Here is a 17,563-nt window from a genome sequence, read left to right as displayed (position 1 = left end):
AAGGGGCACGTTTTAACACTTCATGCTGGTGGTAGCAAGCTTAACGCCGGGCCAGCGCATGCGCCCGGCGGATAAACGTCACGACCCGATGATCCCGCCGTCAGCTTTGGTAATCACCACCGTTGACGATCGCGGACGCCCGTTCGGGCTGGTGTCTGGCCAGTTGGAAACAGCGCGCGGATTGGCCGGGTCGGTAATATCATCCCCGCCCTCCCCCGGATGCTGAATGTTGATAAACAGCGTGCGGTTGTCCGGCGTAAACGCAATGCCGGTGATTTCACATCCGCGCGGCCCGGTCAGAAAACGGCGATACTCGTTGGTGCCCGGAATGGTGGCGACCATCTGGTTATTGCCCATCCCCTCGTACGCTTTCTTATTGATGGTGCTGGAGGAGACGTCGGTCTGGATCCACAGGACGCCCTGGTGATCGAACGACAACCCATCCGGGCTGCCGAATGCCGCGCCCTGCATGGAGCCTTTGGCCTTCGGATCGTCGCCGTCGGTACGCCCGGCCATAACCAGAATATCCCACTTAAAGCGTGCGGCGGCAGGATCGGCACCCTCTTCGTGCCAGTGCATGATGTGACCAAACACGTTATTGGCGCGCGGGTTGGCGGCATCGACCGGCGCCTTCCCCTCCTTCCCGCGATCGCTGTTGTTGGTGAGCGTACAGTAGACGCTGCCGCTGGCGTGCGGATCGACGGCAATCCACTCGGGACGATCCATTTTCGTTGCCCCCACCGCGTCGGCCGCCAGGCGGGTTTTGATCAGCAGATCGCCCTGGCTTTCAAAACCGTTGCTTTTATCCAGGCCATTTTGCCCGAAGTTCAGCGGCAGCCAGTCGCCGCTCCCGTCTTCGTTGAACCTGGCGACGTACAGCGTGCCGGACGTCAGCAGCTGCATATTGGCTTCCCGGTTCGCGGGATCGTATTTTTTGTCGGAGACAAACTTATAGATGTACTCAAACTTCTGGTCGTCGCCCATGTAGACCACCACGCGATTATCGGCGGCGAGCGTGACGGCGGCCCCCTCATGCTTGAAGCGGCCCAGCGCGGTGTGCTTGCGCGGCGTGGAGGTCGGGTTGTAGGGATCGATCTCCACCACCCAGCCGAAACGGTTGGGTTCGTTAGGGGTTTTATCGACGCTGAACCGCTCATCCACCTCGTTCCAGCGGTAGGACTCATCGCTGTCGCTAATGCCGTAGCGTTTTTCCAGCGGATTGAGATCGGCTTTTTTCACAAAAATGTCCGACCAGTTCTCCTCGCAGGTGAGATAGGTGCCCCAAGGCGTGTGGCCGTTGGCGCAGTTCTGCATGGTGCCCAGAACGCGTTCCCCCTGCGGATCGGCGGCGGTTTTCATTAAATCCTGATGCCGCGCCGGGCCGGTAAGCTGCATCGGCGTATTGACGGTAATACGCCGGGCGAAGGAAGACGGACGCACCACCTCCCAGCCGCTGCCCGTTTTTTTCACTTCCACCACCGACACGCCCATCGCGTTCTGCCCCTTGCGGGCTTTGTCGAGGCTCCAGTTCGCCGTACCGTCGATAAACAGCATCCCGTTATCGATGTATTCATGGTTCAGCGCCAGCAGGCCATGCTCCGGGTTTTGCGCCCCCTGCGGCAGACTAAACCACGCCATGCCGTCGTGGTGCATGCCCGCCTGCACAGCCTGTTCGTCTGAGGTATTGCTGGCGTCCGGCTTAAATGCCGGCATGTTGTCTTTGATCCCCGTCGGATCACCCCAGCGATAGAACGGGCGGGCAATATAGCCTTCTGGCACCCTGACCGTGTCTTCCGTGGAGACGTCGATGCTGGTAAAGCCCAGGGAAACTGCTTTTGCCAGCGCGGAAGGCTTCGATACCGCGGCAATGGCATTTTCGGGTGTGATCAGATACGGGAATGATACGGCGGCCCCCGCTACGGCCCCCATCTGGAGAAAACGGCGGCGGGAGAGGAACACCTCTGCAACCTCGGAGAATACCGGGTTAGCGCTGCGGTTACTGATATCGTCGCGATGTTCTTTTTTAAATACGGATTTGAGGGGTCTGCCCATAGCGGCTTCCTGTCATTGGCCAAGAGGTAAGGATGTGGCGACCAGTGTAAGAAGCTTTTATTACAATTTTATAACACGACAACGAAGGGATTGGGGCGTCCCTGCCCCGGATAACGAGGTGGAACGCTTAGAACTCGTAGCCAACCGAGACCTTAAAGGTACGCGGCTCGCCCTGAGTGATGTAAGTACCGGAATCGTCCACGCTTGACCAGTAGTTCTCGTTGGTCACGTTGTCGATGCCTGCCCGCACGGTCATCTGGTTTTCATTGTGGTTCACCGCGAAGCGATAGCGCATGCCCAGATCCAGCGTGGTGTAGCTGTCCAGCTTTTTGGTGTTCGCAAGATCGGCATACTGCGTGCCGGAGTGGTTAACGCGCGCGGTAGCCGTCAGGCCTTCAATCGGCTTGATATCGTACTCTGCGCCCAGCACGGCGTAGAAGCTCGGAATACCGATCGCATCGTTGCCCTGATTGACGCCGTTTTTGGTTTTGGTCAGCTCGGCCTGCAACCAGGTGGCGCTGGCGTTCAGGCGCATCCCAAGCATTGGCTCGCCGAAGACGTTCAGCTCCACGCCGCGGTTACGCTGTTCTGCATCCAGGCCGTAGTGACCGCTGTCGTCAAGGATCGCCGACGGCATTTTGATCTCAAACAGTGCCAGGGAGCCGCCCACGCGGCCAAAGTCCGCCTTTACGCCCACTTCGTTCTGCTTAGAGTGCACGATACCGGTGCTCTGGCCGTAGTTAGTAGCAGTGTTCGGCGCAGTTTCACCGGGCTGTAACGCCTCGGTGTGGTTGGCGTAGAGGGAAATTTCCTCCCACGGTTTATAGACTACGCCGTAGGTTGGCATCCAGCGGCTGCCGTCGAAACCGTCCGCGTCGTTTTCCGCGCCGGTGATTTTGTTGTACCCGCGGATGACAACTTTCTGATGACGTGCGCCTGCGGTGAACAGCAGCTTGTCGTCCAGTACGCCCAGCGTATCGCTCAGCAGCCAGCCCTGGGTACGGGTGCGCCCGCTGGTCAGCGGATCGCTGTATTTCCCGCCTAAGCCGTTGAAGTTAGTGCTGTCCGGCATATCAACGCCGGTGTTGTGATAGATGTTGGTGGTCGGGTTATCCGCCGCGGCTGACATCTTCCACGCAATTTTTTCGTTTTTGGTCATCGCCGAATACCCGACGTTGACCTTGTGCGAGACAAAACCGGTGTCAAAGTTACCGCGAATGCCCGCCATGCCGCTGACGGAATCGCTGATGCGGTTGGTATCAAGGCGGCTGACCGTCGCATTACCGCTCTTATCGAGGAGCTTCGGCGCGCTGTAGATCCCTTCTTCGTGCGCGTGCTGCGCGCCGAGACCGGTATACGCCGTCCAGCTATCGGTGATGTCATACTCGCTGCGCCACATCCCGAACTCGTTTTCGATATCGCTGTAGGCCCACTTCTGTGAGAAGTTACGATCGTTCTTCGGCGGTTCAGGCACAAAGTCCACCGCCGAGATGTTGACGCTGGTTGGGCTGCCGTGGAAGGTTTTTTTCTGGTAGCCCAGGTCCAGCGAGGTGCGGAAGCGGTCGCCTTTGTAATCCAGGCCGGTGGAGAGCAGCGTGGTGCGTCGGCGGTCGTTCGGCACGCCGGTTTCCCCTTCGCGATGCACGAGGTTCACGCGCGCGCCAAACTGGTCGTTATCGCCAAAGCGACGACCCGCATCCAGCGTGGTGCCAATCTGGGAATCCGAGGTGTAGTCAACGCCCACTTTCGCCTGCGGGGTGTCGCCCGCGTGTTTTGGCTCAAGGTTGATCATCCCGCCCACGCCGGAGCTTGCGGCGCCGTTCATCAGGGAGTTGGCCCCTTTGAAAATCTCGATACGGTCGACCATCTGGGCATCCACCACCTGACGCGGCAGCACCCCGGACAATCCGCCAAAGGTCATATCGTCGCCGTCAAACTTCAGGCCGCGAATGCGGAAGGTTTCCGCGCTGTTGCCGTAACCCTGAACAAATTGTACGCCCGCGTCGTTGGCAACCACGTCAGCAATGGTTTTTGCCTGCTGATCTTCCACCAGCTTCGAGGTGTAGCTGATGATGTTGAACGGCACGTCCATGGCGTTCTGCTGACCGAGCATCCCCATGCGCCCGCCGTTCGCCACCTGGCCGTCGAGGAAGGCTGGAAGCAGCTGGTCACCACCGGGTTTGAAATCACTCCCCGCCGTGGACTGGACCACGATGGTGTCCTCTTTTTTCTCATCCGCCGCAAAGGCGGAGTGTGTAACCGCGCCGATGGCAATCGCCAGCAGCGTTTTGTGCATTGTGGTGTTGTTCATAATGAGCTCTTAACGTGCGCGCAAAAATGACCCGTTGTCGGGCCTTAAAAGTTATTAAAAGAAATGCAAATGAGAACTATACGCATTATGAATACGTAATCAAGTGTCAACGGACATCTCTGAGCGAGAAGAGACAAGAAACAAGGCTGGCGGGAGGTGTGGCGCGCAACCACCCCGAAACAGGGGTGGTTGCTAAGGCATTATTTTTTCTTGAAAATATCGGCGGTACCGTGAATTTTGTTGTTGGTATTACCGGAAGTCAGCACCAGCACATCAGCACCTTCTTTATCGGCTTTCTCGATCAGCTCTTTTTTCGCGTCGTCTACCGAGACTTCATTGGAAGTGCTAACCGTACCGATTTTTTCATACTGTGATTCCACTTTCTCAAACTCGTTTTTCGTCAGCAGTTCAGCCGCAAAGGTATTGGTGGTAAACAGAAATGCAGCGCCCATCAAAATAGCAGTCGTTTTTTTCATAACCTTTTTCCTTGAGATTAATCAGCAACTACAAAAAGCCCCACGAGTAAGAGTGAGGTGATATGAGCATGGTAGAGGAATAGCAAAATTGCCACAGTGTAAAAAAAATACTGTTATAACAGTCAATTGTGCTGTGAAAAATGTGCGTTAACGCTACTTTCGGAATGGGTGTTTCATGGGGAAAATCAGCAGGGCGTCACGCAGGCGGCAATCTGTGAAATTTAATGGCACGCCCTGTAGGATTCGAACCTACGACCTACGGCTTAGAAGGCCGTTGCTCTATCCAACTGAGCTAAGGGCGCACGGAGAAGAGTGTACTTCGCGGTGGTGAAACGCCTGGAATTATACGGTCAATGCGTAGTGAGTCAATGCCTTTTCCGCCTTCTCTGGCGATAATGACTAGCTGATTGTAAATACGGCTGTTTTTTCAACATTTATCCCTCTTTTACGGGCTGCGAAAAGGCTTAGCCGCTTTTAAGTAACGCCTGCTGTTTTCCTGTTTACTTCACCTTCACACTGTCCAGCGGTAACCCGGCCGCCTGGAGGCTGGAAGTGAACAGGACGACGGAGTGACAGCGCCAGACCAGACAGGTTTTCCCTCGTGCGTGCAGCACATCTCACACGATATTACAGGCATTAAGCTTGAACCCATTGTCGCCCTCTCCTCTTCGCACACGGTGGGGGCCGAAGTGCTCAGCGTGCTGTCGCCGCATCAGCAAAGCGAAAGCTTTTTCCAGGACTGGTCCGCCGCCCGGGCGCTTATGCTGCTGGAAGCACAGATCGCCGCGTTAAAAAACCCCTTCCCCTGTGACAACCTTTTCATAAATTTGCCGATAACCGTTCTGACCATACCGGAAATGTTCCAGCGTTTACTGCAACTTAACAGCCCACCGCTGAACATTGAACTCGTGGAGCCTGCCTCGTTCTTTACACTCTCAGACCCGGCGCGTCTGAGGGTGAGTTGTGCGCTTCAGCAGTTGACCGCGCGAGGACACCGGATCTGGCTGGATGATATTGATGAAGCGTCAGGACAAGCATTTTTATCCTGCCGCCTGCCATTAAGCGGAATAAAAATCGATAAGATCGCTTTCTGGCGTTTACGTGAAACGCCGGCGCTGACACAGCTGGTCACCCTTTGTTCAAAAATCGCTGCGAATGTGCTTATTGAAGGCATTGAAACAGAACGGGACCGTACTTGCGCGCTTCATGCTGGCGCGCGCTTCGGTCAGGGATATTATTGGCCATCCTGGAGATGGCAGGAGGACTGAACGGTCATCGCCAAGAGGGAAGCTATGCGAATGACAGTGCGCCGTTACCGGCGTCGTCGGACAGGAAGTGATTCACTGGGTTCTACGCACTCGCCTTTTGCTCTCCCATTTTTTGATCGTCTCGAATATTTGAGCCAGTCAATCAACCAGACCCGCAAAACCGATGCTCCCTTTATCATTCTGGTCACACAGGATAATTTTTTCCGTTCCGGTTTACTGAGCGGGCAGTCGCCCCTGAGCAATTGCTGCGACTATTCCACGCTGGAAGCCGCCCTCAGTGATTTAAATCACTGGCCTTCATCGCGTCTGGTAATAGACATTGAGAGCCGCGCCTCGCCGCTCATCGACCTGCTGGACCGATTACGCCGCCACAGCCTGTTCGCCCCCTACCTGACACCCTACCTGCTCGTCCGCGCCGATGATTATGATGCTCGCCTGTTTTGTAAAGCGGCTGGCCCTTTTCATGTGCTTGAACGCCAGCTAACGGCGCTGGCTATGCAACAAACCTTGCTGGAAGCACCGTCACCCGCCGGCAACCGCAAAGAGTGGTTTTCACGGGATGAATGGCCGATCTTACAGGCGCTGTCGCAGGGGAGCTCCTTGCGGCAGATCGCGCAGTTACAGAACCGCCCCTACAGCCGCATTATTTACCGTCTCAGCTGCATCCTGGCGAAACTTGGGCTGAATCATCGTCATGAGTTGCTACATCTTCTCAACAACCTCTCAGATTTCACGTATTAACGTATTCAGTAACTTCTTAATTCCTAAAGACCTTTAGGAAATTACTTAGGATGTATGTTAAATTTTTGTGTTTTTTAACAAAACTTTCGATTTTATAACTATTCCTAATTCCAGGTCTTAAACCATGCGAAATGCTGCCGGTACGCTCAACGAGAGTGATTTTATCCATGCGTTAAGGTTCTGGCGCTTCAGTTAACAGGATGATAATGGTGTAAAAACAAGCGATTCACCTGTAAAAGAATGCGATGAGAGGTGAAGAAAACAGCAGATAGTACTGTTCTGTTGTTGGGAACGGCAATTTGCCATGAGGCGTTTGAAACGGAGAGATGACGCACGAAATGGCGGATTTCAGGGATGGCAGGCAGGCGGGATACTGGTTGTCACAGCCTGCTCGCTGTTAACATTCATTTAACATACAGTAAAATCGTTTATTTTTTGTTATTACATAAAGATGAAAGTGTGTGGTAAATGCAATATCAGGACATTTTTGCTAATTTTAAAAAGTTAGTGATTCAGATCCAGAACATAATAATCAGCAATATATGGATATTAATTTACAGGCTTTTCGGACAATACTTAAACGGTATAATAAGACGTGTTTGACACGCGAATAAGAAAAATCATTTTGCCATAACCAGCCTTATGAGATAACTGCGCTGAGGCATTGATATCACCACTACGTAAACAAGGATGCTTTCGCTCTTCCCAGGGACATTTACCGTACAAGGATCTGCGCAATTATCCTTCCGGCTTTTCGAGAGTTTTAACAAAACTCAGCATAACGCTTTTAACAATCTGAGGCATAAAAAATGAAACCGGCATCCGTTATCATTATGGACGAACACCCTATCGTCAGAATGTCGATAGAAGTCCTGCTACAGAAAAATAAAAACATCCAGGTCAAACTGAAGTCAGGCGACAGCCACGAGGTGCTTGACTGTATACGCAACCACCCCATTGACCTGGTCATTCTCGATATTGAAATGACGGGCACGGATGGGTTCGTATTACTGAAAAGAATCAGGAACTTAAATAAAGACATTAAGGTTCTTTTCCTCTCTTCGAAATCTGAAGCCTTCTACGCAGGACGCGCCATCCGCGCCGGGGCAAATGGTTTTGTCAGTAAGCGAAAAGATCTGGGGGAAATTTATAACGCGGTGGAAATGATCCTGACGGGCTATTCCTTCTTCCCCTCAGAAACATTGAGTTTTATAAACCACCTGGGCTCGCGGACGGGCGCCGCCGTGGATATGCCATTATCGAATCGTGAAGTGACGGTTCTGCGATATCTGGCGAACGGATTATCTAATAAGGAGATTGCGGATCAATTATTACTTAGCAACAAAACAATTAGCGCCCATAAGTCTAATATCTTTTCCAAGCTGGGCGTGCAAAGTATCGTTGAATTAATTGATTACGCGAAAGCGCACGAATTACTATAATCCGACCCTCTCCCTGCAACATATAACCGTTACAGGGAGAGTGGATACGATTAATTATAATTAATCATGAAAGTTGCATCGGCGTCAGCCCGTCCCGGCTGCGGGTTATCCGCCGTGGCGATATAATTGGCATAAAACGACAGTTCGGCATTTCCCTGCGCATCTACCGCCACCATCTGGCTGGTCTGCTGCAACGCGAGGCGCGTTTTATCCCGGTCGAGGATCTCCACGGCCACGTTGCTGGCCGCGCTGGCATCATTCAGCGCCAGCAGGCTATTATCATGCCCGTCCATCTTCCCCGTAAATGTGACCGAAGCCGCCCCCGGCGGACATCCGGTCAGCTTCAGGGTGAACGGTACAGGCTGCGTCCGGCTCCCCGTTGTGCGAAGCTGTTTCGTGGGCCAGGTGCCGAGCGTGACGGTTTTATTGCTGTCGTCCCCCTCCGCCACGCAGGTAAAATCCACGATATTGCCGTAGAGCTGAATGTTAATTTCCCCAAGCGCCGTCTCTGCGTGTGCAGGGGAGCAAAGCGCAAAGAGCGCGACGGCTAAATACCGCATTCCGTTTCGCATACCTGCTCCTTAGTCGTAGTCGACGCGTAAATAGCCGCGAGAGGTAAAACGCCCCTCGGCAGGTTTTTTACCGGTTACGCTGACGGGCCACGCGCGGATCCCCACCTGCGCCTGAGCGCTGTCGTCCAGACGGAACGGGATTTTGCTGGTCAGGTTGTTGGGCGTCAGCGGCACGCCATTACTGTTGGCAATCACAAAACCCACATCCGCGTTATCGGAAACCAGCGTACTGCCTGAAACCTTCTCCGCTTCAACACGCATCGTGAGCATGGCGTTCGCCTCGACGTTGGTGCATTTGATGCCGATGGTTTTGCTTTGCGCTGAGATCCCCTCCGGCTTATTCCCGATGCCCGCTTTACTGAACAGGGAGGCGCCGATGTCTCCGAAATCGAACTCCACCACATTCCCGGCATTAATTTCACAGCTCTGAGGTACCTGAATAGTCCCGCTGTAGCTGATGGTATAAACCGGCGTGGTGAGCGGATCCGAGGAGGTCGTGGTGACGTAAACCCGGAACATGGTCGCCCGAGGGATCACCACCATATTGATAAAGCGTCGGGTCACTTTAAGCCGGAAGACGAGGCTGGAATCCTGTACGCCAAACGGTTTGTTTTTAGACACATTCGGGTGGCTCCCCATCTGAATGTAGCTTTTGGGCGGATAAAACGTGCCAGCGTAGCTGTCGGTGATTTTCATCGCCCCGTCCAGATAGTCGTTTAGCTTCAGATACTGGTAGCCATCGCTGGTGCCCGTAACAGGGAAATCGGTAACATAGCTGCGCTTGGTGGTGTTCCCGGACGTTCCCTTAGGGCAGACGGCGTTGACGCCCACCCACTGGGACTTCTCGCTGAGCGTGACAATCTGTCCCACCTGGTTATTGGAGCTGTTAAATTTATCCGTCAGGTCGTAATACACCTCCGTCGGCACGCCATTTTCATTGACGCAGACCGTGGCGAACGCCTCAGATAGCGGCAAAAACGCCAGCAGGGATAGCCCCAGATAATGGATTTTATTCACAGCGGATCCCCTTAAGTGTGATCGCCTGTTGCAGGCTTTGTTCTGGCAGGCTGTAGGGCGCACGACACTGGGACTGTTTCCCGTCTCCCCACTGAATCAGCAGTTCTCCGCTCAGCGGCAGCCCGCTCAGGTAAATCTGACCGTCATCTCCCACCATGCTGGTTACGCCGCTCTGAGTCTCACGCACCACCGCCCCAAACGGTACAGGCTGGTTATCACGCTTCACGGTGAGCAGCGCACGCACGCCGATGCGGGTGTCAAAACTGGCGCGCACCAGCGCACCGTTCGTCGGCACGACGCTGGAAACGTTATTTTCAATGTCGGTGTTGTTGCTCATGGTGTTGGTGTCGAGCGCCACGCGGTTGTAACGGTACACCGTGGCGTAAGGCATCACCGCATAGCCACGCCAGTCTGTTTTGACGCCGGTCTGGTTTTCGACGCTCACGCCTGACGCGCCCGGCGCTTTGATCAAGACGTTGGTATCGCCCAGCGGCTGACTGAATGTGATGCCGTCTGAATGCCCTACCACGCCGCCGGAGAGCTGCCAGTTGAGGTCGTGCTGATCCCGGGCGTAGTTGTAGCCCACGCCCAACGTGCCGTACGTTGCCTGCCAGTTAGCGCTGGCGCTGCCGCTGGCACCGTTATTGCTGGTGTGACCCTGCGTGACGCTGTAGTTCAGGTTACGATCCTGGAGCAGCGTTCCGCTGATCCCGGTCTGCCAGCTGGTATCACCGTCGCTGTTGCGGCTGGCTGAGGCCGTGGCATAGGCCCGGTCGATCGCGTTATCGCGACGGTAGCCGTGACGGGTGAACAGGCTGAACGGGACGGAGACGTTGAACGAGGCGATCCGGTCGGTTCCGTCAATGCCGACGGCCTTGTTCCACGACCAGGATAAGGCGTAGCTGACCCCTTTCACCCCGCCCGCGTAGCCAAGCTGATACCAGACGTTGGATTCGCTGGTGCCCCAGTAACTCTGCTGGCTGCCCGACACGTACACCGAGCCGTAATCGCCGAGAGACTGGGAGATATTGAGCTGGAAACGCCCTTTTTTATTCAGCGTCAGGTTGTGATAGCTCTGCACGTCCGGCACGCCGTCATCGTCCTGATCGTCGCCATACTGGTAGCCTTCCATTGTGCGCCAGGCCACATCGTCGAGGGTGTAGAAGCCTTTGGTCGAGTAGCGATAGCCCAGCAGCTGGAAGTTGGTGCCGAATCCGTTAAGGGATTTTGCGTACAGGAACCGCAGGGACTGCCCTTCATGGCGGCTGTCATCGGCAAGCTGGCTGCGGGCATGGGTGAGATCAAGTGAAACCGCCCCCCAGTCACCGAGGTTTTTACCCGCGCCAATGGCGATGGCGGTATAGCGCGAGGCCAGCTGCGTTCCGCCGTACAGCGTGTAGCCGTCGGCAAGACCCGCAATCATCGTACCCTGAGTAAAGAACGGCGTGTCCTGCTCGCTGTTGCCGCTGCGATAGTCCCCTGCCACCAGATCGTATTTCCAGCGTCCTTCACGCTGGAGCAGCGGAACGGTGGAATACGGGACGGTGTAGCGCTGCTGGCTGCCGTCCTTCTCTTCCACCGTCACCTCCAGGTCACCGCTTGAGGAGGTCGGGTTAAGATCAGTTATCGCAAAAGCCCCCGGCTGCACATAGCTCTGGTAAATCACGTATCCGTTCTGGCGGATCACCACTTTGGCAGGGGTGCGGGCGATTCCGCGCACGGTAGGCGCGTAACCTTGCAGGCTGTCCGGGTACATACTGTCGGACGAATAGAGGCGACCACCGCGAAAACCAACGCTGTCGAAGACATCGTTACCGGTGTTGCTGTCGCCAAGCACCAGCTCGCTTTTCAGCGGGATGATCGTACGCTGCGCCCAGGTACCAATATTTTGCCAGCTGCTGTGCCGCTGGCCGTTGCTTTCGGTATAACGCCACGCGCCGTTATTGCGTAATCGCCAGGCGCCATAGTTCAACCCGCTTTGCAGGTTCAGATAGTAGCTGTCGTCGTCGCTGCCCCGGTTGCCGGTAAAGCTGTAGTTCAGCAGCGCGGCGGGGATGCCTTCATCCCACTGTTCAGGCGGAATATACCCGCGGGCGCTGTTTTGCATCGCCACCTGAGGCAGGCTGACGTTCAGGCGCAACGAGGCGAAGTTGAACGCCGTTTCGCTGCCCGGAATAGCCGTGGTGAGCGGAACGCAGGTATCGCCCTGCACGTTGCTCAGTTCCGGGAAGGCGGCGATATTGACGCCAAAGCGATCGAGCATCGCGCGCGTAATGCACGGCGACAAACCGCCCGCGACCGGCGGCGTGTTGTCAGCTTGCTCAAACCGCACGTCCTGCGTGCCGATAAACTCATCGTTACGCCAGATATCGACGCGATAGACGCCCGGTGCCTGCTGGTGGCCTTTTTCAAAACGCGACAAATCCGCCACGTTCGCCGTGTCATCGGAGAGAAACGCCGGGTTAAAGTAGCTTTCGCCCCAGCCAGCGAGTGGCCAGAGCGTTGCCATCAGTGCCAGCGCAACCGGGCAGTAACGCCATTGAGTGTTCATCGCCCTGTCTCTGCTCACAGGCTGACGCTACGCGCCGGCGTAATGGCGCCATAGTCATTCACACTCTGCCAGGAGAGCGTGCCGCTCGCAGCGGCAGGCAGCACCTGCTGTGCCGAGCTTTTAGGGGCAACCATCAGGTTATCCAGCGTCTGACCGCCGAGCTTCAGATTGACCAGCGTGACGTAATACGGCGAGGCATTGCTCACCTTAAGATGGTTGCCGACGCGCTCAAAGCGCAGCTGTGAGAGCGCCTCTTCCGGCGGCATCGCCAGGTTAGCCGGGCGAACAAACAGCTTGATACGTGACAGAATAGCCAGTTGCAGGACGTTGTTGCCGTCCTGATGTTTTTTGCTGACGGAGGGAATCGCTTTGACGTTCATGTAAAAGAGTGATTCGCGATCGGCAGGCAGCGCCGGGCCTGCGTAGATAATGCGCAGGGTGTTTTCGCTGGCCGGCTCGCTGACAAACAGCGGCGGCGTGACGGCAAAGGTTTTTTCCTTTTGCCCGTTGGCATTTTCTATCCACGCGTTAATTAAATAGCGCTCTTGTTTATTGCTGTTGGTGATCGCCAGCGACGTTTGTTTGGCATCGGCCGGATAAATAACGCGCGTCGCGCCCAGCGCAATCCCGCCGGACGCATTCGCGCTGGCAGAAACCATCATCAAAATAAAAGCTAAAAACAGTCCAGGTTTAATCAGGGTGTTCATCACAACCGTACCTTTAATAATTAGTTCGCAGGCGTCAGGGATAAATCAACGTAAACCAGACATTCGACTGAATAGTGCCTGGTACAAGGTGTTCGGAAATTGCCCGGTAGCGGGCGCTGAAATGAAATACCAGCTCGCGGGTGTCAATGGGTAACCAGCTCACCGCCGTCGCGTTCGGGATGATCTGACGTTGCTGTTCGTCAAAAAGCGCCAGCCCGACACCGCTGCTGACCGCATTTTCCCCCGGCCGCGATGTCGCCAGGAAAACCTGCGGGTCTTCTGCCGGTGTCACTCCCTGGAACTGGATCCCCACGGTGCGGGAGACGTCCACGCTGCAATCCAGCAGACGTACGGTGAAAGGCACATTAACCGTGGAAAAGCTGCCGACGCCGGAAAAGGCGTTTGTGCGGTATTGCCCCATATCCACGCGCATATTCTGGCTGTCCGGGGCCACGGCGCAGCCGCCGTTAACCAGCTCTCCCCTGAGGTGTACTTTGCCGCCGTCTATGACCACGGTATGTGCGTTTACCGCTGAGGCAATCGCAAGGGCACACAGCAGTATCCCAGTCCTTGTCATCCTTCGCTCCCGGTATAGGCGATCAAAAGACCTCTTCCCTGAGGCCAGCCACATCCCTGTACTCAGGCATTACTCGTATTTCATTACGAATGTTGCGTCCGCGTTTGCCTGGCCTGGCTCGGTGGTCGCCGCCGTGGCTTTATAGCGCGCGGTGAAGTTCAGGGTGTTAGTCCCTTCAATCAGGTTCTGCGCCGCAGAGAAGGTGGCGCCGTCCGGGGTCAGCGTGGAGGATTTGCTGTCGAGGATCTCAATACCTACGCCCTTCGCGGAGTTGTCGTTATTACCGGAGCTTACCGCCAGCAGCGTTTTGTCGGTGGCATCGATCTGGCCGGTAAACGCGACAGCAGCGGTTTTCGCTACCGCAGGATCGCAGTCGTTCAGTTCGATGGTGAACGGAATATTGGAGGTGGTGTCACCTACTTTAGTGAATTTCGCGGTACGGTACTGGCCAAGATTAACCGTCTGCTCTGAAGAGTCAGTATTCACTGAACACGCGGCATTCACTAATTCACCTTTAAAATGCACCGTACCACCGTTTACAGATACAGGCGTGGTAGTATCTTCTGCGTGAGCGGCACCCGCGACCAGGGCCAGAGTTGCAATAACAGTAGAAGCAATGTTGCTGAGTTTCATGTCTATTCCTTTAAAATGTAAATAACCCTTCCCGCGCATATTCGGGAATAAGAAATACGATCAATTAAAAAATTGAAGGCTTATTTCGGAGAGGACAAAGTAGCTCAGGAATTTATTTTGTAATATGTCAAAACGCTGCCATTTTGCCAGGTCACATCCTAATCACCTCTAAGAAATTGACCATGCCCTGAGAAGGGATTTTGCGGGACATCGATGAAATCTCGTAAAGGGTGACTGACAGCGGCGCTCGCTTCTGACAAAATACAGGCAATCCCCCCTTTCTAACGTTACAGACGGAATCTTCTCTCTGATGGCAGCAAAGATTATTGACGGTAAAACGATTGCGCAGCAGGTGCGCTCTGAGGTTGCGGAAAAAGTGAAGGCGCGTAAAGCCGCCGGATTTCGCGCCCCCGGGCTGGCCGTTGTGCTGGTTGGCAGCAACCCGGCTTCGCAAATTTATGTCGGCAGCAAACGCAAAGCGTGTGAAGAGGTGGGGTTCGTCTCCCGCTCTTACGATCTGCCGGAAACCACCAGCGAAGCGGAACTGCTGGAACTGATCGACACTCTGAATGCCGATAAAGAGATCGACGGCATCCTGGTTCAGCTGCCGCTGCCTGCGGGCATTGACAACGTGAAGGTGCTGGAGCGCATCGCGCCGGACAAAGACGTTGACGGTTTCCATCCGTATAACGTAGGCCGACTGTGCCAGCGCGCGCCGCGCCTGCGTCCGTGCACCCCGCGCGGCATCGTGACGCTGCTGGAGCGTTATAACATTGATACCTACGGCCTCAACGCCGTGGTGATTGGCGCCTCCAACATCGTGGGCCGCCCGATGAGCATGGAGCTGCTGCTGGCGGGCTGTACCACCACCGTTACCCACCGCTTCACTAAAAACCTGCGTCACCACGTCGAAAACGCCGATCTGCTGATCGTTGCGGTCGGCAAGCCGGGCTTTATTCCGGGCGAGTGGATCAAAGAGGGCGCAATCGTCGTGGACGTGGGTATTAACCGTCTGGAAAACGGCAAAGTGGTCGGCGACGTGGTGTATGAAGATGCCGCAGCGCGCGCATCCTATATCACTCCGGTCCCGGGCGGCGTAGGCCCGATGACGGTCGCAACACTGATTCAGAATACCTTGCAGGCGTGCGAGGAGTATCACGACGTAGAGGACGCGTAATCATGGCAACTTTTTCTTTGGGTAAACACCCGCACGTTGAGCTGTGCGATCTGCTGAAGCTGGAAGGCTGGAGCGAAAGCGGCGCGCAGGCGAAGATCGTCATCGCCGACGGGCAGGTAAAAGTAGACGGCGCAGTGGAAACCCGCAAGCGCTGCAAAATTGTCGCGGGTCAGACCGTGAGCTTCGCAGGACAGAGCGTGACCGTGACGGCCTGAGCTGTCTGATGCCCGGTGGCGCTGCACTTACCGGGCCTACGTACTGTCTCCATTTGTAGGCCGGGTAAGGCGAAGCCGCCACCCGGCAATTTCTCTCACAATCCCCTCACACCCATCACGGTTAATTATCGATCAACTTCAAATAATCACTATTCCCTCTGGCGAAATGTGAAAATTAAGTTGCGCGATTTTCAGACTTTCCCCACGATAAGTAGAACGTTCTACTAAAACGTTCTACTTACAATAACAGCGTGAAAAAAGCGCTATTCGGGGGAAATCAGCATGAGCCTGATATCAGGGTTTGTTAAATCGCTGTCTAAGTTATCGATGATTGGTCGCGCCTTAATGCTGCCAATTTCACTGCTTCCCGCTGCGGGCCTGCTGCTGGCCTTCGGCGATAAGTTCCATCTGCCGCTGATGATGAACGCCGGCGGGGTTATCTTTGATAACCTGCCGATGCTGTTCGCCATCGGCTCTGCCGTCGGACTGGCTTCGGAATCCGGCATTGCCGCACTCTCTGCGGCGGTCTCCGTGTTTGTCACCAACATCACCATCAGCACCGTGCTGAGCATCACGCCGGAAATGGCCTCTCAGGGCGGGAAATATGCCATGGTCGTTGGCATTCCGACGTTGCAGATGGGCGTCTTTGGCGGCCTGATCTGCGGTATTCTTGCGGCCTGGTGCTACAACCGCTTCCACACCATGCAGCTGCCGGAGTTCCTCGGCTTCTTCTCCGGCAAGCGCTTTGTGGCGATTGCGACGGCGTTTCTGTCGTTCCTGCTCGGCCTGCTGCTGCCGTACGTCTGGCAGCATATTCAATCCGGGATCGACGCCCTGTCCGTGGTGGTGAACGGCGATAACCAGGCGGCCTCGACCTTTATCTTCGGGCTGGTGGAGCGCGCGTTGATCCCGCTCGGCCTGCACCATATCTGGTATCCCTCCTTCTGGTATTCGTTCGGGGATTACACTACCCAGGCGGGTCAGGTGATCCACGGTGACCAGACCATCTGGTTCAAGATGCTGGAAGAGGGAGTGAAATCCTTCAGCAGCGACACCTACCAGAACGCCGGGAAATTCATGCAGGGCGAGTTCCCGCTGATGCTGTTCGCACTGCCCGCGGCGTGTCTGGCGATGTACCACGAAGCGCACACGAAGAATAAGAAAATCGCGGCCGGTATTCTGTTCTCTGCGGCCCTCACCTGCTTCCTGACGGGCATCACCGAGCCGGTAGAGTTCACCTTTATCTTCGTGGCGCCGATCCTTTACGTCTTCAACGCCATCATGGCGGGCCTGGCGTACATGACCATGTACCTGCTGCATGCGCACATCGCCAAGTCGTTCTCGGCGGGCTTTATCGACTACCTGTCGTTCGGGATCCTGCCGTCGTTTAACGGCTATCAGACCAACTTCCTGAGCGCCATTATCATCGGCATTCCGATGGCATTGATCTACTACTTCACCTTCCGCTTCGTGATCCGTCGCTTCGACGTGAAAACGCCGGGCCGCACCGAAGTGACCGCCAGCGCGAATGACAAGTCCGATTCCGAACTTGCCACCGAAATCATCGGCCTGCTGGGCGGTGCGCAGAACATTGATTCCGTCGGCTCCTGCATCACACGTCTGCGTCTGGAAGTGGCGAAGAGCGAAGCGGTGGACCGGGACGGGCTGAACGGGCTTGGCGCGCGCGGCGTGGTGTTCGTTGGCGATAACGGAATACAGGTGATTTTCGGGGCCAGAGCACAGTTTATCGCCCAGACCATGTCCACGATGATTGGCAAATAATAAGATGCCTGAAGGAGGCGTCTCCTGTACGCTGGGGGACGT

The 17,563-nt window shown here is 55.4% G+C and carries 15 protein-coding genes and 1 tRNA gene; 6 read left to right on the top strand and 10 right to left on the bottom strand.

The window, feature by feature from the left end; translation table 11 throughout:
• Positions 1 to 78: 78 nt before the first annotated feature.
• The 4 genes from IM290_RS12485 to IM290_RS12470 form a co-directional block, all read right to left on the bottom strand.
• Positions 79 to 2,052: a PhoX family phosphatase gene (locus IM290_RS12485; RefSeq protein ID WP_193041773.1), complete on the bottom strand. Its 1,974-nt coding sequence runs from the start codon at positions 2,050 to 2,052 to the stop codon at positions 79 to 81.
• 127 nt (positions 2,053 to 2,179) lie between these two features.
• Positions 2,180 to 4,363, bottom strand: a complete 2,184-nt coding sequence (locus IM290_RS12480; protein ID WP_017382561.1) for a TonB-dependent siderophore receptor — start codon at positions 4,361 to 4,363, stop codon at positions 2,180 to 2,182.
• A gap of 200 nt (positions 4,364 to 4,563) precedes the next feature.
• Positions 4,564 to 4,839 carry a DUF1471 family periplasmic protein YahO gene (gene yahO, locus IM290_RS12475; protein WP_015571217.1) on the bottom strand — a complete coding sequence of 92 codons (276 nt, stop codon included), beginning with the start codon at positions 4,837 to 4,839 and terminating at the stop codon, positions 4,564 to 4,566.
• A gap of 225 nt (positions 4,840 to 5,064) precedes the next feature.
• Positions 5,065 to 5,141: transfer RNA gene (locus tag IM290_RS12470), tRNA-Arg, on the bottom strand.
• Between the two features lie 303 nt (positions 5,142 to 5,444).
• Between IM290_RS12470 and IM290_RS12465 the strand changes: the two genes are divergently transcribed.
• The 3 genes from IM290_RS12465 to fimZ all read left to right on the top strand — a co-directional run bounded on the left by IM290_RS12465 (position 5,445) and on the right by fimZ (position 8,290).
• Complete coding sequence (locus tag IM290_RS12465) at positions 5,445 to 6,107, top strand: EAL domain-containing protein (protein WP_193041774.1); 663 nt, start codon at positions 5,445 to 5,447, stop codon at positions 6,105 to 6,107.
• Positions 6,108 to 6,131: 24 nt separating this feature from the next.
• A complete protein-coding gene (locus IM290_RS12460; protein ID WP_017383240.1) occupies positions 6,132 to 6,848 on the top strand; it encodes a response regulator transcription factor in 717 nt (238 codons plus the stop codon).
• 809 nt (positions 6,849 to 7,657) lie between these two features.
• Positions 7,658 to 8,290, top strand: a complete 633-nt coding sequence (gene fimZ / locus IM290_RS12455; protein WP_003858901.1) for a fimbria biosynthesis transcriptional regulator FimZ — start codon at positions 7,658 to 7,660, stop codon at positions 8,288 to 8,290.
• 50 nt (positions 8,291 to 8,340) lie between these two features.
• Here fimZ and sfmF read toward each other — a convergent pair whose 3' ends face one another.
• The 6 genes from sfmF to fimA all read right to left on the bottom strand — a co-directional run bounded on the left by sfmF (position 8,341) and on the right by fimA (position 14,347).
• Positions 8,341 to 8,862 carry a fimbria assembly protein gene (gene sfmF, locus IM290_RS12450; protein ID WP_193041775.1) on the bottom strand — a complete coding sequence of 174 codons (522 nt, stop codon included), beginning with the start codon at positions 8,860 to 8,862 and terminating at the stop codon, positions 8,341 to 8,343.
• Between the two features lie 9 nt (positions 8,863 to 8,871).
• Positions 8,872 to 9,879 (bottom strand): type 1 fimbria D-mannose specific adhesin FimH, encoded by a 1,008-nt coding sequence (fimH, locus tag IM290_RS12445; RefSeq protein ID WP_017383238.1) that lies wholly within the window; start codon positions 9,877 to 9,879, stop codon positions 8,872 to 8,874.
• The gene (locus tag IM290_RS12440; RefSeq protein ID WP_015571221.1) at positions 9,872 to 12,430 is read right to left on the bottom strand and encodes a fimbrial biogenesis usher protein; all 2,559 of its coding nucleotides are present in this window, start codon (positions 12,428 to 12,430) and stop codon (positions 9,872 to 9,874) included. Before IM290_RS12440 ends, fimH begins: the two co-directional genes overlap by 8 nt.
• Before the next feature lie 14 nt (positions 12,431 to 12,444).
• Complete coding sequence (gene fimC, locus IM290_RS12435; protein WP_015571222.1) at positions 12,445 to 13,137, bottom strand: type 1 fimbria chaperone FimC; 693 nt, start codon at positions 13,135 to 13,137, stop codon at positions 12,445 to 12,447.
• A gap of 34 nt (positions 13,138 to 13,171) precedes the next feature.
• Positions 13,172 to 13,714, bottom strand: a complete 543-nt coding sequence (fimI, locus tag IM290_RS12430) for a type 1 fimbrial protein subunit FimI (protein WP_017383235.1) — start codon at positions 13,712 to 13,714, stop codon at positions 13,172 to 13,174.
• 69 nt (positions 13,715 to 13,783) lie between these two features.
• On the bottom strand, positions 13,784 to 14,347 hold the full coding sequence (gene fimA, locus IM290_RS12425; protein WP_015571223.1) for a type 1 fimbrial major subunit FimA: 564 nt from the start codon (positions 14,345 to 14,347) through the stop codon (positions 13,784 to 13,786).
• Positions 14,348 to 14,657: 310 nt separating this feature from the next.
• Between fimA and folD the strand changes: the two genes are divergently transcribed.
• The 3 genes from folD (at position 14,658) to IM290_RS12410 (ending at position 17,521) form a co-directional block, all read left to right on the top strand.
• A complete protein-coding gene (gene folD / locus IM290_RS12420) occupies positions 14,658 to 15,524 on the top strand; it encodes a bifunctional methylenetetrahydrofolate dehydrogenase/methenyltetrahydrofolate cyclohydrolase FolD (protein ID WP_006809817.1) in 867 nt (288 codons plus the stop codon).
• A gap of 2 nt (positions 15,525 to 15,526) precedes the next feature.
• On the top strand, positions 15,527 to 15,739 hold the full coding sequence (gene ybcJ, locus IM290_RS12415; protein ID WP_017694378.1) for a ribosome-associated protein YbcJ: 213 nt from the start codon (positions 15,527 to 15,529) through the stop codon (positions 15,737 to 15,739).
• Between the two features lie 282 nt (positions 15,740 to 16,021).
• Entirely contained in the window at positions 16,022 to 17,521 is a 1,500-nt protein-coding gene (locus IM290_RS12410) for a PTS transporter subunit EIIC (RefSeq protein ID WP_003858916.1), read from the top strand.
• The last annotated feature ends 42 nt before the right edge of the window (positions 17,522 to 17,563 follow it).

Source organism: Enterobacter cloacae complex sp. S1, assembly GCF_014930525.1.
GTDB classification, from domain to species: Bacteria; Pseudomonadota; Gammaproteobacteria; order Enterobacterales; family Enterobacteriaceae; genus Enterobacter; species Enterobacter hormaechei_C.
The sequence above is the reverse complement of the archived record's forward strand: the minus strand, read 5'-3'. Positions and strand labels throughout refer to the sequence as shown.